12 protein-coding genes are annotated in these 14,963 nt (G+C 43.1%); 7 read left to right on the top strand and 5 right to left on the bottom strand.

Annotated features, from left to right (window positions below; translation table 11 throughout):
- Positions 1 to 9: 9 nt before the first annotated feature.
- Positions 10 to 1,422 carry an Ig-like domain-containing protein gene (locus GGD38_RS10400; RefSeq protein ID WP_375298057.1) on the bottom strand — a complete coding sequence of 471 codons (1,413 nt, stop codon included), beginning with the start codon at positions 1,420 to 1,422 and terminating at the stop codon, positions 10 to 12.
- 467 nt (positions 1,423 to 1,889) lie between these two features.
- On the opposite strand from GGD38_RS10400, the gene GGD38_RS10395 reads away from it, so the two are divergent.
- Together GGD38_RS10395 and GGD38_RS10390 are read left to right on the top strand one after the other, a co-directional pair.
- Positions 1,890 to 2,825 (top strand): ABC transporter ATP-binding protein, encoded by a 936-nt coding sequence (locus GGD38_RS10395; protein WP_375298058.1) that lies wholly within the window; start codon positions 1,890 to 1,892, stop codon positions 2,823 to 2,825.
- On the top strand, positions 2,803 to 3,675 hold the full coding sequence (locus GGD38_RS10390) for an ABC transporter permease (protein WP_375298059.1): 873 nt from the start codon (positions 2,803 to 2,805) through the stop codon (positions 3,673 to 3,675). Before GGD38_RS10395 ends, GGD38_RS10390 begins: the two co-directional genes overlap by 23 nt.
- Here GGD38_RS10390 and GGD38_RS10385 read toward each other — a convergent pair.
- The 3 genes from GGD38_RS10385 to GGD38_RS10375 form a co-directional block, all read right to left on the bottom strand.
- The gene (locus GGD38_RS10385) at positions 3,667 to 5,673 is read right to left on the bottom strand and encodes a PAS domain S-box protein (protein WP_375298060.1); all 2,007 of its coding nucleotides are present in this window, start codon (positions 5,671 to 5,673) and stop codon (positions 3,667 to 3,669) included. The genes GGD38_RS10390 and GGD38_RS10385 overlap by 9 nt on opposite strands.
- A 239-nt stretch (positions 5,674 to 5,912) precedes the next feature.
- Positions 5,913 to 7,259: a Gfo/Idh/MocA family protein gene (locus GGD38_RS10380; protein WP_375298061.1), complete on the bottom strand. Its 1,347-nt coding sequence runs from the start codon at positions 7,257 to 7,259 to the stop codon at positions 5,913 to 5,915.
- A gap of 64 nt (positions 7,260 to 7,323) precedes the next feature.
- The gene (locus tag GGD38_RS10375) at positions 7,324 to 8,286 is read right to left on the bottom strand and encodes a formylglycine-generating enzyme family protein (protein ID WP_375298062.1); all 963 of its coding nucleotides are present in this window, start codon (positions 8,284 to 8,286) and stop codon (positions 7,324 to 7,326) included.
- Between the two features lie 251 nt (positions 8,287 to 8,537).
- Here GGD38_RS10375 and GGD38_RS10370 point away from each other — a divergent pair, with 251 nt between their 5' ends.
- Together GGD38_RS10370 and GGD38_RS10365 are read left to right on the top strand one after the other, a co-directional pair.
- Complete coding sequence (locus tag GGD38_RS10370; RefSeq protein WP_375298063.1) at positions 8,538 to 9,470, top strand: hydroxypyruvate isomerase family protein; 933 nt, start codon at positions 8,538 to 8,540, stop codon at positions 9,468 to 9,470.
- A gap of 65 nt (positions 9,471 to 9,535) precedes the next feature.
- Positions 9,536 to 10,237, top strand: a complete 702-nt coding sequence (locus GGD38_RS10365) for a hypothetical protein (protein ID WP_375298064.1) — start codon at positions 9,536 to 9,538, stop codon at positions 10,235 to 10,237.
- A 592-nt stretch (positions 10,238 to 10,829) separates the two neighbouring features.
- Here GGD38_RS10365 and pdxA read toward each other — a convergent pair.
- Positions 10,830 to 11,930: a 4-hydroxythreonine-4-phosphate dehydrogenase PdxA gene (pdxA, locus tag GGD38_RS10360; RefSeq protein WP_375298065.1), complete on the bottom strand. Its 1,101-nt coding sequence runs from the start codon at positions 11,928 to 11,930 to the stop codon at positions 10,830 to 10,832.
- Positions 11,931 to 12,437: 507 nt separating this feature from the next.
- Between pdxA and GGD38_RS10355 the strand changes: the two genes are divergently transcribed.
- From GGD38_RS10355 to GGD38_RS10345, 3 genes are all read left to right on the top strand, one after another.
- A complete protein-coding gene (locus GGD38_RS10355) occupies positions 12,438 to 12,896 on the top strand; it encodes a hypothetical protein (protein ID WP_375303801.1) in 459 nt (152 codons plus the stop codon).
- Positions 12,897 to 13,083: 187 nt separating this feature from the next.
- Complete coding sequence (rsmA, locus tag GGD38_RS10350) at positions 13,084 to 13,836, top strand: 16S rRNA (adenine(1518)-N(6)/adenine(1519)-N(6))-dimethyltransferase RsmA (protein ID WP_375298067.1); 753 nt, start codon at positions 13,084 to 13,086, stop codon at positions 13,834 to 13,836.
- Between the two features lie 35 nt (positions 13,837 to 13,871).
- Complete coding sequence (locus tag GGD38_RS10345; protein WP_375298068.1) at positions 13,872 to 14,795, top strand: NAD(P)-dependent oxidoreductase; 924 nt, start codon at positions 13,872 to 13,874, stop codon at positions 14,793 to 14,795.
- Positions 14,796 to 14,963: the final 168 nt, after the last annotated feature.

The following is a 14,963-nucleotide window of genomic DNA, read 5'->3' as shown; positions in this document are numbered from 1 at the left end:
GAAACCCAGTTATTCTTTGATCAGTTTAACCATCATTCGCTCTTTACTGTTAACTGTAACATCGAGCGTATAAGCGCCAGGTTGTAAGTGGCTGCTTCCATCCAAAATAAAATTAGTGGCGCCGGCATCTGCTTTAGATGTCTTATTCATTACAATGGCGCCATCGGCATTTAAGATCTTCATGGCAACATAGCTGCTTTCATTCAACTGCGCAGTAACTGAAATATCATTTTTGGCCGGGTTAGGCGTAACACTTACCATTTTCACGGTGGGCGTATTGAGTACGCGCACTACCAATAACCGGCTGGTAGCAACTTTTCCACTGTTATTAACCTGCTTTAAGCGATAGTACAGGTCTTTTTTCAATGCTGTGTTCTTACCAACTTCATCGTTGAATGAATATATTTTTCTCTTTTTTGAAACGCCTTCCGATTTTATAGTTCCGGCTGTATGCCATTTGCGGCCATCTATACTTCTTTCAATTTCAAAACGGTCGTTATCGAATTCATAAGCAGTGGCCCATTTCAGTAATACATTACCGCCATCGTTATAAAGCCCGGCAAAATCACTAAGGCTTACCGATTCATCGGGAAAGCTCAGCTTTACGGTGGCATCCTGAGAACATAAACGGCCATAGCCATTATCACAGATCTTATAAGTAAAAGAAGTGCTATTGCCGGTAAAGTCGGGGTTGGGTGTAAATGTAAAACTGCCATCACTCTTTAGCTGAACTTTTCCATCGGGCGAATTGCTGATGAGATAAGCGTTTATATAATCGCGATCAACATCACGGTCATTACCGGTAACCTTACCCGTAGCTGTGTGGTCGGGTAACCCAACGATATTATCATTTTCTGCTATTGGTGAGGTATTGCAACCTTCGGTATAATGCAGGGGCGCCGAAACAACAAGCTGATCGATGGCAATGCGGGCATTACCACCTGTACCCTGGTAATTCAGGTATACTTTATAAATGCCCGGTTGTAAATGCATAAACGTTCTGTTATAGTTATACGCCGTTTGGGCAACGTTGGGGCATTCAAAACTATCGAGGCGATTAACAACGATATTGTTGGGATCGGTTAAATATACTTTTACCCAACGGCGTGTTCCTTTTTCAAAAACCTGATCAAACTGCCAGTTGAAAGAAATATTGATCTGGTTGGTTACATCGAGTACCGGGGTATAAATTCCGGTGCGTTGATAGGGGGTTATTACGCCCCCAGGTACCAGCCAGCCATCTGTTTCAGAATTGGCGCGGGTAATGTCAAGGTCGGGCAATGCCCAGCAATGACTTTGCAGGTATCCTTTTAATTGGGTAAGGGCAACTCCGCTACGAGGGTCGAAGTTTTCAGTAACCTGGGCGTTGGTACCTGAAGCCAGCAGGCAGGTTACTATCAGTAAGCATAATATGCGCTTCATTTGTGACAGTTTCAGCGTTAAATAATAAATACGCCAGTGCGGGTTATAATAACCCGGCATGGATATTCAAAAGGCAATGCGTTGTTTAAAGGATACCAACGATCAAAGGGATGGGTAATACGAATTTTGGGATATTACGTAGGAATTGGAACGTATTTATACTAAAAAGCAGATTAAGAAGAATAAAACCGGCGACTGGGTATTTGAATTCTGCTATCAATCAAATAGTCAGCGGCTTATGTAGGTCTTTGGAATTTTTGCAGGCCGAAACTTTTGGACCTGCGGGCTACGGAATTATCAGAGGATGAATAGGGACCTTACAAATGTAACTAACGGTTTTGTCTTTTGCAAGGGAGGCCGTATAAAAATATATTTTGGTTAAATCGGTCTTAATAATACCTCATACCAGGTATATTTTGTGTGGCCGAACCTTTTCGGGTTGTAATTTGTACAATTTATAAATACATATGTCTTCCATCATAAAGGTCAATAATTTAAGCAAACAATATCGTGAGTTGAAAGCCGTGAATGATATTTCTTTCACTGTGAACGCGGGCGATATATATGGTTTTCTGGGGCAGAATGGCGCCGGAAAATCTACTACTATCCGTATGTTGCTTACGCTCATTGAACCAACAGCGGGAACTATTGAATTGTTTGGAAAGAATTTATATTCACATCGCAAAGAAGTGTTGCGGCAAATAGGGGCTGTTATTGAAAAGCCCGATCTGTATAAATATCTTACTGCATATGAAAACCTTTCCCTGTTTGCTAAAATGAGTGGTGTTTCGGTCACCGATAAAAAGCTGAAAGACCAGTTAGAACAGGTGGGGCTTAGCGAAAGGGCACATAGTAAAGTGCGCACTTTTTCACAGGGTATGAAACAGCGTTTGGGAATTGCCATTGCGCTTATTCATGATCCGCAGCTGATCGTTCTGGATGAACCGACCAATGGATTAGACCCGCAGGGGATCGCTGACATTCGTAACCTCATATTACACCTGAGCCGGCACCAGGGAAAAACCATTCTGGTATCGTCGCACCTGTTACATGAAATTGAATTGATAGCCAACCGCATGCTCATTATTGATAAGGGCAAAAAAATAATGGAAGGAACAGTAGCCGAACTGGTTGACCCGGCAAATACCATCGTGCATTTGGAAGTTACCAACCCACAGGAAGTAATGAGTTGGTTACAAAGCAGCCGGTGGAGCACCCATTTACAGGAACAGCATAAACAGGTTATATTGTTGCGTATGAATAAAGCGCAGGTACCTTCGCTTACTGCCGACCTGGTAAATGCCGGCGCAAATATTATGTCGTTGCAACCGCAAAACTCACTGGAATCTTATTTTCTGTCATTAACAACCGAAAACCGGCATGTGGACACTTTTACAAATTGAGCTTTTTAAGATATTCAAGCGCCCGCGTACCTATATTGCTTTTATTGCTATTGCAGCTATTGTTACTTTAATTCAACTGGCCTTATATCTCGATGGTAAAACCTATGTTGGTTTTATGTTACAAAGTATAGAGCGGTTTAATGTAGAAGGCAAAATACTCAACGGCTATTTTGTTTGTTACTTTATTTTGCAAACCCTGCTTATACATGTGCCGTTGCTGATAGCGTTGGTTGGCGGCGATATGATTGCCGGTGAGGCCAATATGGGAACGTTGCGATTATTGATAAGCAAACCCATTAGCCGGTCAACATTGTTGATAAGCAAATTCCTGGCATCTTCAATCTATACCTTCTTGTTGCTGATATGGATGGCCATATTGTCGTTGTTCCTGTCTTTATTAATATTTGGATCGGGCGACCTAATGGTGTTTCAAAGCCAGGTGATCATTCAAATTCCTGCTTCGGATGTGTTCTGGCGTTACCTGGCGGCTTTTGGTTTTGCCGCCATTGCCATGACTACGGTAGCTGCGCTGTCGTTCTTTTTATCACTGTTTGCCGAAAACTCCATTGGCCCCATAGTAGCAGCCATGAGTATTGTTATTGTTTGCACCATTCTTACTACCATGGACCTGCCCTTGTTCCTTACAATGAAGCCATACCTGTTCACATCGCATATGCTGGGGTGGAAGGGGTTCTTTGATATTCAGGCAACCACTGGCAACAGCGCCGTGCCGGGCAGTATACAAAACCTGCCGGGCATATTACGTTCGGCTGCTATTTTGGTGGTGCATATTATTGCTTTTGTAACTGCAGCAGTTGTAATATTTAAAAAGAAAGATGTGTTATCCTGAAACCGGTGGGTTAACCGCAATGGTAAAATGAAAGGTGCTGCCTTTACTGGCTTCCGATTCAACCCATATGCTGCCACCATGCAACTCAACTATTTTTTTACAATGGGCAAGGCCAATACCCGAACCTTCATAAACAGAACGGTTATGTAAGCGTTGGAAAATAATGAATATGCGTTGCTGGTATTGTTTATCAATGCCAATACCATTATCGCGAAACCGGAAATGCCAGTGCCCGTTCTCTTTTGATGCCGAGATGTCGATCTGTGGCGCAATACCTTCCTTTTGAAATTTGATTGAGTTACTGATGAGGTTTTGAAAGAGCAGCTTTAATTCGGTTGGGAATGCTTTTACTACGGGCAGTTTTTCGGCAGTGATAACGGCTTTGTTTTCCTTTATTACTTTGGCCAGGTCGGCCAGTACCTCAGTAAAAGTAACATTACAATCAACGGGCTCAAATTGTTTTTCGCGGCCAATGCGTGAGTAATCGAGCAGGTCTTTGATCAGCGTTTTCATTCTGTCAGATGCCTGTATCACGTAGTTGATATACCTGTCGGCATTTGCATCGATCTTATTATAGTATTGTTTGCGAAGGAGTTCAACAAAGCTGCTGGTAGTACGCAAAGGTTCTTGCAGATCGTGCGAAGCTACATAGGCAAATTGCTCCAGCTCTTTGTTCTTGATCTCCAGTTCGGCTGTGCGTTGTTTTACTTTTTGCTCCAGTGAAAGATTTGCTTCTTTGATCTCATTTTCAAGCGCCTTCTTTTCTGATATATCCCTGATGGCAGCTGTAACCAGCACCCCTTCTTCTGTTTTAAGCGGGCTTAAACTGATCTCTACCGGAAACTCTTCTCCATTTTTGCGAAGGCCCAATAACTCAAGGCTGGCGCCCATTGGCCGGGCGCGTGGATTATCAAAGAACAATTGCCGGTGCTCAGGATGTTTGTTCCGGAATCTTTCAGGTAACAGCATTTCTACATTACAACCTTCCAGTTCTTCTTTTTTATAACCGAAGATACTTTCACATTGGTTGTTGATCATGTGTATAGTACCTTTTTCACTTACTATCACAATAGCGTCCGGGGCCGATTCAAGCAGGCCTTTGAACTTTTGTTGGGCCTGTTGAAATTCTTTAATACTGCGTTCCAGCTCTTCGGCCATACTGTTAAAGTTATTGGCCAGTATGCCTATCTCATCTTTTGAGAACGCTTTTGCTTTTCTATTGAATTCTTTTTTGGTAACTGCTTTGGCCGATTGCAAAATTTCGCTCAGGCCTTTCTGTATGTTGCGGCTAACAATGATAGCTAATGTTAACCCGGTTACTTCAACACTAAGGGCAATAATAAACAATAATTTAAGTACCAGGTTTTCGAGCCAGCGCGATCCTTCGCCCAGGGTGTAAGAAAAATCATCTTCCAGTTTGGTGAGGCGTACATTCAGCGGATCGATGGCTGCAATAATAGTGTTTATTTTTTCGGGTGAAGGGTTGGGTGAGTTTATCTCTGCATGCAATTGCTCGGCAATAGGGTTGAATTCCCTAACCAGCGGATCGGCTTCTGACCATATTTTAATGGCTTTATTAATGTATGAAACCCAGTTGAACCGGGTGAACAGGGTTATCATGCCTCCCACATCATCGGGGTGGTTACGCCCTTCTATAAAACCCTGCCGGGCAATTTCCATATTGGGGTTTGGTTTGCCAAGCTCTACCAGGCTTTTATGATCGCCGGCAGACACTTTCATAAATACTTTGAACTCCTGGTAATCGGCTTCATTATGCGTACGGCTGTACCGTAGTAACTGGTACATGGCATCCTTTTGTGCTTTTGACCAAAGGCCTTCGCCGCTTACATATGCCCGTACTGATGAAAGCGTATTTATGGAGAATACAAGAGCACCTAATTCAATAGCAATAAGGGTAGCCATAAGACCTACCGTTAAATACAGTTTTTTGGCAATGGACACATCCTTAAACCACCTGAAAAGCCTGAAACCTTTCATTATAAAAACTTGTTTTTGTTACCCGAAGGGGGCTTACCTGTTTTTTGATTGGTTGAACGTTAGCCTGGGAATACTGTTTTGCTACTAAACGGAGCCGGTGGCAGCGAAGCTGGCTGCCAATATGCGGAAGATAAGTAAAATTTTTAAGGTAAGCTAGCTGGGGTATTATAAAATAAGCCCCTACGGAATGAATCATGCGATAACTCATTCGTAGGGGCCCGAAATACTTCCCCTGATATTTAAATACCGTACTTGGTTACGCCTGGTGTGGGAACCGGGTAGTAACCATCGGGGTTGGGTAATATAGGCGGTGGAGCATTGAAGTCGTAAGCCTGGGGTTGCAGGTTCAGTTGTAAGTTCAATGCTTTATCCCATTCTACTACCTGCCCTGTATATGTAGCCAAACGGCCCAGTATAGAGGTCATGGTGCTTTTGGCGCCCCATTCGGCATCGGCAAACTTGTATTCACCTTTGGCAATAGCCGCAAACAATTCATCATGCTCAGTTTGGTAAGGGTTGTTTTCTGTCTTATTATCAAACTGGTATAATACTTTGCCTTTATGGTTGGTGATGGTGCCGGCCCCACAGGCAATTTTTCCTTTGGTGCCAACAAGCAGTTCATCAACTTTACTCATGGTGCCTGGTATATGGCGGCACTGGCTATTGAGTACAGAGCCGTCGGCATAAGTAAATTCAACGTAATGGTGATCGAATATTTCGCCATTGTCTTTGCCTTTGCGTATCTGGCGGCCGCCCATGCCCTGGGCTTTAACAGGCACCCCTTCTTTAAACCAGTTTACCACATCGATATTATGAATATGCTGTTCACAAATATGATCGCCGCATAACCATACAAAGTAATACCAGTTGCGCATTTGGTATTCCATTTCTGTTTGACCATTCTGGCGTTGGCGTACCCATACGCCATCGTTATTCCACCAGGCCTGGGCCGAGGTAATATCACCAATAAGTTTTTTACGTTTGAATAACTCGCGGTAGGAATTCTGATAGTGGCGTTGCAGTCCAACCACCACATTTAGTTTCTTTTGTTTGGCAATTTCGGCAGCTTCCAGTACCCGGCGAACGCCCGAAGGGTCGGTGGCTACCGGTTTTTCCATAAATACATGTTTGTTTTGCTTTACCGCCTCTTCAAAATGTATGGGTCTAAAGCCCGGAGGTGTTGCCAGTATCACTACATCGGCCAGTGGAATGGCTTTTTGATAGGCGTCGAAGCCTTCAAATTTCCTTTCTTCAGGGACGTCTATGCGATCTGCCAGGTTTATACCACTGCCTTTTGATGTTTCGGGTGCTGTTAACCGTTTATAAGCTCTATCCAGGTTATCGCGAAAGGCATCGGCCATGGCCACCAGCTTTACATTCTGCTTGCTTAGCAGTGCCTGCATAGCGGCGCCGGTACCGCGGCCACCACAGCCGATGAGCGCTACTTTTATAGTATCGTCGGCGCCGGAAAAATAATTAGCTTTTGAGAGTAAGGGGGCGGCAAGTAATCCTCCGGCCAGCCAGGTTGTTTGTTTTACAAACCGCCGGCGCGAAGTGGCAAGGTTGTTAGATTGTTCAGTGCTCATTGTGCATCAGTTTTAGTATAACATAATCAGGAACCTTATAATATAACGAGGTAACGAATGGGTGTTACTCGTGACAATACTTTTTATAAAAGGCATCTGCTTCTTCGGCAGTAGGAGCCTGTAAGGGACGAACGATACGGAAACCAACGGCCATTCCATCGGTGAGCCACCATTTGCTTTTGGGCATTTGGGGATCGCGTTTGTTCCATGACGCATCGGAAGGCTGTCGGGTTGCACAACGCAGCGCATCGGCTTTATCTAAATAACCGCCGCCACGGACTGCGCGGGGATAAGTTTCCGTTGGTGTTATCATGGGGTTGAGGGCATTATCACCAATGGTGGTAAAATAATCATCGCGGTATTGATCGAGTGTCCATTCGCCAACGTTGCCGAGCATATCGTACAAACCCCAGGCATTAGGTTTCTTTTGACCGGTTTTTTGGTACTTCTTATTGCTGTTGTCTGCAAACCAGGCATACTCTTTCAATTGTTTAGCATCGTTGCCAAAAAAGTAGGCAGTGGTGCTGCCGGCCCGGCAGGCATATTCCCACTCCGCTTCGGTTGGCAGCCGGTAAAAAATGCCGGTTTTTTTATACAACCAGCGACAATACATCATTGCAGTATATTGCGACATGCTGTTTACCGGAAAGCCACCCTGTTTGCCCATGCCCCAGCTAAGATCGATGTATTGTGGGGTAGGGCGGGTAACCGCATCTACTTCCGATTCGCGTGGTGTATTTTCATCGTTGAAGAACAACAAAAATTCATCATAGGTAACTTCTTTAGCACCCATCCAAAATGCATTCACCTGCACTTTTTTAGCAGGGCCCTCGGCAGGTTTGTGACCCGCTTCAGATTCCGGGCTGCCCATGCTAAAGTTGCCGGCCTGTATGGGCACCATACTAAATGATACCGGGCTACCGGGAATGGTTTGGGCGTAGGGGGCAAATTCACTAACATTATTGGTTTGCGCCATAGCACAGGCGCTACCAAGCAACAATGACATTACAAATTGTATTGATTTCACAAGGCAATCTTTTTTAATGAAGGAAATGGAAATTATGAAATTAAACCATTCCATTTACTGCATGGGCAGGGATTAGTTTTGGCAAACGTTTGCATGGGAAGTTGAAAAGTACCTTTTCAACTTTCACATACATGTCGTTTAAAAGCCATTCATCCCTAAACAGCATCCCCCTGTTTATTTTTGGTTTTTCTACGAACCGCGTAACCTGCTAAAACTTATTATCCATAATTTTAAGCAACTAAATGCTCTATATGAAAAGACGTTCCTTTCTGCAACAAGCCACCCTGGCTGGTGCTTCGCTAATAACTGCTAATGGCGTTAGCGCTGCTGCTACACCGATATATAAACAACCTGCTCCTGTTGCAGATAAGCCTTTCAATTTAAATTATGCTTTTCATGATGGCATGTTCAGGAATCATGCAGGTAATGATATTATTGACCAGATAAAATTTGGGTACGACCATGGTTTTCGGTCCATTGAAGATAATGGAATGATGGCCCGCACACCTGAAATGCAAAAGAAAATAGGCGATACCCTGCAAAAGCTGGGTATGACTATGGGCGTGTTTGTCATTACCTCTGATCAATGGCATTGGAAAACCTCCCTCACCACCGGTAAACAGGAATGGATAGATAAAATGATCACCGACTGCAAAACAGCGGTTGAAGTTGCCAAACGCTGCGGTGCCAAATGGATGACGGTGGTGCCAGGTAACTACGAGCGGTCGCTTTCGTTCGATTATCAAACCGCCAATGTAGTTACCGCCTTGCGCAAAGCGGCCGCTATTTTAGAGCCGCATGGACTGGTAATGGTGCTTGAAATGCTAAGCGATAATCCCGACCTGTTCCTGCGCCACTCAGACCAGGCCTATATGGTTTGTAAGGCAGTGAACAGCCCGGCCTGCAAAATGTTGTTCGATATGTATCATATGCAGCGCAATGAAGGAGACATCATTAACAACCTCAATAAGTCGTGGGATGAAATTGGTTATTTGCAAATAGGTGATAACCCGGGGCGTAAAGAACCTGGTACAGGCGAAATGAACTACCGTAATATTTTCAAGCACATTCATAGTAAAGGATTTAAGGGCATATTGGGTATGGAACATGGTAATTCCCAAAAGGAAAAAGAGGGCGAACTGGCAGTAATAAAAGCCTATCGCGATGCAGACAGTTTTCTGTAAGGCTTCGTTAAATTCATTTATGGCAGAAGGGCGTGCGTTAAATTTGCAGTATGAAATTATTGGGTATGAAATTATCTGTTACTGCATGTTTATTGTCGCTCTTTCTGTTGCCTGCTTTCGTAAGCCAGGCGCAGGATGCCAGTGAACTGATAAAAAAAGTGAAAGATAAACTGGCTATTGTTTCCGACTACCAGGCCGAAGGTGTTATGAAAACCGATGTTTCGTTTATGAAAGTGCCTGAGTCAAAAGTGACCATATATTATAAAAAGCCCGATAAATTCAAGATCAAAAAGCAGGATGGTATTTCCATAGTACCCAAGGGCGGTGGCAATATTAACCTGGCAGCGTTATTTGAAGGAAATAATTATACAGCAGTATCGGCAGGAAAAGGAACAGTAAACGATGCTGCGGTGGCTATAGTTAAGCTATTGCCCCTCGATGAAAAAAGTGATGTAGTGGTTTCAACCCTGTATATCGATGAAAAAGATGCGCTGGTAAAAAAGGCCATTATTACAACCCGTGAAAATGGTACCTATGAAATGGAAATGCAGTATGGCAAGTATGCCAACAGAGGCCTGCCAGATGTAATTACTTTCTTATTTGCAACTAAAGATTATAAATTACCCAAAGGCCTTGCCTTTGATTACGATGCAGGCGGTCAACAATCCAAAACCACTACAGGGGCAGCCAATCAAAAAGGAAAGATACAGATCACCTACAATAGCTATAGTATCAATAAAGGACTGGCAAATGATCTCTTCAAGTAGTCTTCAATAATGTACTGCAACATGGATGTTTATAAATCTTATTGATTTATATCAAATAGTTTTTAGTTAAGAAAATTCATGCAGGTGATTATCAATCACTTGATGTTTAAGTACTTTCTTTATTATTTTTTAAGAGAAATAATATATTCAACACGTGCGTTATATATGCGCAAAATCAAATGTGAAAAGTACACCTGAAAACTGTCATGTCTTTGTGCTCCCGGCCAGGTAATGTACCAATCAATTTTACGAGACCTTTCTTTCTATAAACCACTATAACGTGGGTGATACCTTATTTGCTTGCCATAATTGCTTTGATGTGTGTAATCTTATTTTTTAAACCTTAGCTTATGCTTTTGCATGGATAGGCGCCAATTGCAATGGCTAACTTATTCGCGAACCTTTTCCTATACTTTTCACTTGAAATAGTTGCAATGACTGGCATCTTATTTCGTAAACCTTAGCTTATGTCATGATCAAGTTGCGTTAACAAGCCAACTTATTATTTAAACCTTAGCCTACTTGTCCTATCAAAATAAAACCCCTTCCAACTGCCGTTGGAAAGGGGTAATTTATTTATGCGTTGTTGTAATTATTCGTTGTTAGTATCCTCTTCTATTTTCTCATCTTCAACATTCGCAAGAATGGCCGGTGTAACTTTCTTCACCGGGTTGCGATGGCTTTCAACATAACCCTGGCGGCGATTGATGATATCGATACATTCGAATATGGCGGTGAGGAACGAAGTATGATCGGCTTTGTTTTTACCGGCAATATCAAAAGCGGTACCGTGATCGGGTGATGTGCGTACTACAGGTAAACCGGCGGTATAGTTCACGCCTTCGCCAATAGCCAGTGATTTAAATGGTATCAGTCCCTGATCGTGGTACATGGCCAGCACTGCATCGAATTTTTCGTAATGCTTGCGGGCAAAGAAACCATCGGCGCTATAGGGTCCCATGGCCAGCATAAAGTGACGTGCGTCTTTAATAGCGGGTTTAATGATCTCTTCTTCTTCGCGGCCAATTAAACCTTCATCGCCCGCGTGGGGGTTAAGTCCCAGTACAGCCACTTTAGGTTTATCGATGCCGAAATCCTTTATAAGCGAATTATTAATGATGCTCAGCTTCGACAGAATGTTATCGCGGGTAACATATTTAGCGGCTTCGCTTACGGGTACGTGCTCGCTCAGTAAGCCTACTCTGAAATTGCCGGCCACCATTAGCATAGCCACATCCTGTGCACCGAAAATATGTTTCAGGTAAGGGGTATGGCCTGTATAATTGAATTCGTTGCTATGGGTATTTTTTTTATGAATGGGTGCGGTAACCAGTCCGTGGATCTTGCCTTCCTTCAATGCCTGAACGGCCTGGGTCAATGATTTAATAGCGTACTTGCCACCAATATCGCTCAACTGGCCGGGTGTAATACCTACTTCTTCTTCCCAGCAGTTAAAAATGTTGATCTGTTTGAAGTTTACGCGGTTCAGTTCCTTAATGCTTTGATAGCTGAAATTGATATCGGGTACCGATTTGCGGTAAAAATTGATCACTTTATTGGAGGCGAAAATAACCGGGGTGCAAAGTTCCAGCAGGCGGTGATCGTTAAGGGTTTTAATCACCAATTCAGCTCCTATACCGTTCAAATCGCCTATCGAAATGCCTATTATGGGTTTTTGTTGTTGTGCGTTCATTGTGAGTTTACTATTGAAGCGGCTAATTTACGATATAATGTTCAAGGAAAGGCGTATGTGGCATGCTTCCCGCTACAAAAACAGCTTTCGGGCTGGCTGGCAGGGATATTTTTATAAATTGTGGCCTATTTGATTGTAATGCAGTGAGTTATGCGCGGGTTTGTCAATGGCGGGTATCAAGGGGCTTTCTTTTGCCTGCCGACTTTTAACAGGTAAACCCTATTCCCCTGTTGACAACAGGAGCAACTTGTATGTAGTGTAGGAATTACAAAGTTCGTTTATGTATTATCGTAAAGAAATAACTGCACGTAATTTCGCTGTTGAACAAAAAGGTATAAGCATAGTAAAAGTGTAGACTGATTAGGTGTTTATTCGTAACGTGCTTCAGGTAAAATAACTAAGTCATTAATGCTGAAAGGATTCAGTATAGATAAGTGTTTATTTTAGGGCATATTTTACCAATAAAATTTTAAACGGTGCGTTTATAGATTCCGAGATCCGTATTTTATGAAGAACACCCTATTGGCTGTGTTGCTCATAGTTGTTTGCTATGAATGTACGCAGGCACAAGTTAACCCACAACGCCCATCGGGCTACATTAAATACCAGGGAACACATCCAACAAAACCTGTTGGTAAGGGAGCTTCAACTAAAAATACTACTACTGATGGCGCAGTTACAATTGATAAACTCGCCAACGATATTCTTGTATCAAACATAATGGCCGATGGTACGGTAACAACCGATAAACTGGCCAATGATATTCTCAATACAATGCGTGCAGGTAATAAAGCCCTTAATGCAAATGCATCGGCTGGTGAAGATGAGCAGGCTGAGGTTCCATTATATACTACTGCAAAAAACAACCGGCAATTGTATGCGCGGTTTATACAACAGTCGATGCTGCAAAGGCAGCATACTTCAAATTATAAAAGAACAGGATGGTTACAATATAAGGTTGACTAAGGTTTAAGTTTCATGCGGATCAAAGAAGAGGTACGGTTGTCTTTCATTCCTGGAAGATATAAACCCTACCTCTTTATTTTTTACTTCGCCCCTGCAAATTCCCGAGGCATCGGATAATAGGAGCCTTGCACATTGGGAATACTTGTCAACCCGTTAACTCGTCAACTTATTAACGTACTTTTGCAACGTGTATACACTAAAGAAATCATTAGGACAGCATTTTCTGGTAGATGAAAATGTATGCCGCAAAATAGTGCAGGCCCTGCAACAGCATCCGTTTCAACGGTTACTGGAGGTAGGCCCCGGTGGTGGCGCTTTAACAAAATACTTACTTACACTGCCCGATATCGACCTTAAATGCGTTGAGTTGGATGAGGAGAAAGTAAACTGGTTACATAAAACCTACCCGGCCTTACAATCAAAGATCATTCACCAGGATTTTCTTACCATCGATCAGCCCTTTGCTGAACCATTTACGCTGGTTGGAAATTTCCCTTACAATATTTCTTCCCAAATATTATTTAAAGTACTGGAGTGGAAGGAGAGTGTACAGGTAGTGATAGGCATGTTCCAAAAAGAAGTGGCACAACGGGTGGTTGCCAGCGAGGGCAATAAGGTGTATGGCATATTGAGTGTGCTGGTTCAGGCATTTTACGATGTTGAGTATTTGTTTGAAGTACCTGAGAATGCGTTTAACCCACCGCCCAAAGTTAAAAGCGCTGTTATTAGATTAACGCCAAGGCAAACCCTTCCTGAAATGTTTAGTGAAAGGAGGTTTTTTGTATTGGTAAAAACGGCTTTCAATCAACGACGCAAGACCTTACGCAATGCTGTAAAAAGCTTATATACTCCCGAAGAATTAAAAGACCCCATATTCGATAAAAGGGCCGAGCAGTTGACCGTGAATGATTTTGCACGGCTTACGTTTACTATGAAATAGCGGGCTTACCCCTTTAACGTTGAACAATTAGTAAGATGAAGAAAGTTATTATTACAGCCAAAGTACACGAGTGGCTTACAGAACAATTACAAAAGAAAGGATTCACTATAGAATATGTACCCGCTGTTACTTACGAAGAGTTATTAAATACTATTCAGGAAGCAGAAGGGCTGATAGTTACTACCCGCATTAAGATCGACAAATCCATGCTCGACCGGGCAACGCAGTTGAAATGGATCGGCCGCCTGGGCAGTGGCATGGAGCTTATAGATGTAGCTTATGCCGAAAACAAGGGCATAAAATGCGCAAGCAGTCCTGAGGGTAATCGTAATGCGGTTGCCGAGCATTCATTGGGCATGTTGTTAAGCCTTATGAACAAAATGAACAGCAGCATGCAGGAAATACGGGAAGGCAAATGGATACGCGATGCCAACCGCGGTATTGAGCTAACGGGTAAAACCGTTGGTATTATAGGTTATGGAAATACCGGCGGGGCTTTTGCCCGTTTACTGGCGCCCTTCGATGTTACGGTTTTGGCATGTGATAAGTATAAATATGACTTTGCCAAAGCTTATGTGCGCGAAGCTAACGTGGAGCAAGTAGCCCGTTATGCCGATGTGATAAGTTTACATTTGCCATTAACTGATGAAACGTTCCATTACGCCAACGACGCCTTTTTTAATGCCCTTGAACGTAAGCCATTTTTTTTGAATGCGTCGCGTGGTAAGGTGCAGGACACAGGTGCTATTATAAGGGCCTTGCAAAACGGTAAAATTGCCGGCGCCGGGCTCGATGTGTTGGAGAACGAAAAGATAGATACCTGGTCTGAGGCTGAAAAAAAGGAGCTGGACTGGCTTTTGCATCAACCCAATGTGTTAATTACGCCCCATATTGCCGGGTATAGCCACGAAGCGTTTTATAAGATGGCCAGTGTAGTGTTGGAGAAGTTGGGAATATAGGGCTGGTAAGCCCGAAAGGCAGTTTTCGGCGCCAGGTATTACTGGTAAAAGAGTTGCCGTTCTAATGGGTTTTTAACCTGGGGAACCTTTTTTAACGGTTTACCGGTTAAAAAATAAACCCCGGGACCTTATTCATTCTGAAAAAAACTTTATTTTTGTTTTATACAG

Source organism: Niastella sp. OAS944, assembly GCA_024809215.1.
Lineage (GTDB): Bacteria > Bacteroidota > Bacteroidia > Chitinophagales > Chitinophagaceae > Niastella.
The sequence above is the reverse complement of the archived record's forward strand: the minus strand, read 5'-3'. Positions and strand labels throughout refer to the sequence as shown.

Coding starts and splice junctions, on each gene's coding strand:
- GGD38_RS10400 (WP_375298057.1), bottom strand. CDS start 1,422: ATGAAGCGCATATTATGCTTACTGATAGTAACCTGCCTGCTGGCTTCA.
- GGD38_RS10395 (WP_375298058.1), top strand. CDS start 1,890: ATGTCTTCCATCATAAAGGTCAATAATTTAAGCAAACAATATCGTGAG.
- GGD38_RS10390 (WP_375298059.1), top strand. CDS start 2,803: ATGTGGACACTTTTACAAATTGAGCTTTTTAAGATATTCAAGCGCCCG.
- GGD38_RS10385 (WP_375298060.1), bottom strand. CDS start 5,673: ATGAAAGGTTTCAGGCTTTTCAGGTGGTTTAAGGATGTGTCCATTGCC.
- GGD38_RS10380 (WP_375298061.1), bottom strand. CDS start 7,259: ATGAGCACTGAACAATCTAACAACCTTGCCACTTCGCGCCGGCGGTTT.
- GGD38_RS10370 (WP_375298063.1), top strand. CDS start 8,538: ATGAAAAGACGTTCCTTTCTGCAACAAGCCACCCTGGCTGGTGCTTCG.
- GGD38_RS10365 (WP_375298064.1), top strand. CDS start 9,536: ATGAAATTATCTGTTACTGCATGTTTATTGTCGCTCTTTCTGTTGCCT.
- pdxA (WP_375298065.1), bottom strand. CDS start 11,930: ATGAACGCACAACAACAAAAACCCATAATAGGCATTTCGATAGGCGAT.
- GGD38_RS10355 (WP_375303801.1), top strand. CDS start 12,438: ATGAAGAACACCCTATTGGCTGTGTTGCTCATAGTTGTTTGCTATGAA.
- GGD38_RS10345 (WP_375298068.1), top strand. CDS start 13,872: ATGAAGAAAGTTATTATTACAGCCAAAGTACACGAGTGGCTTACAGAA.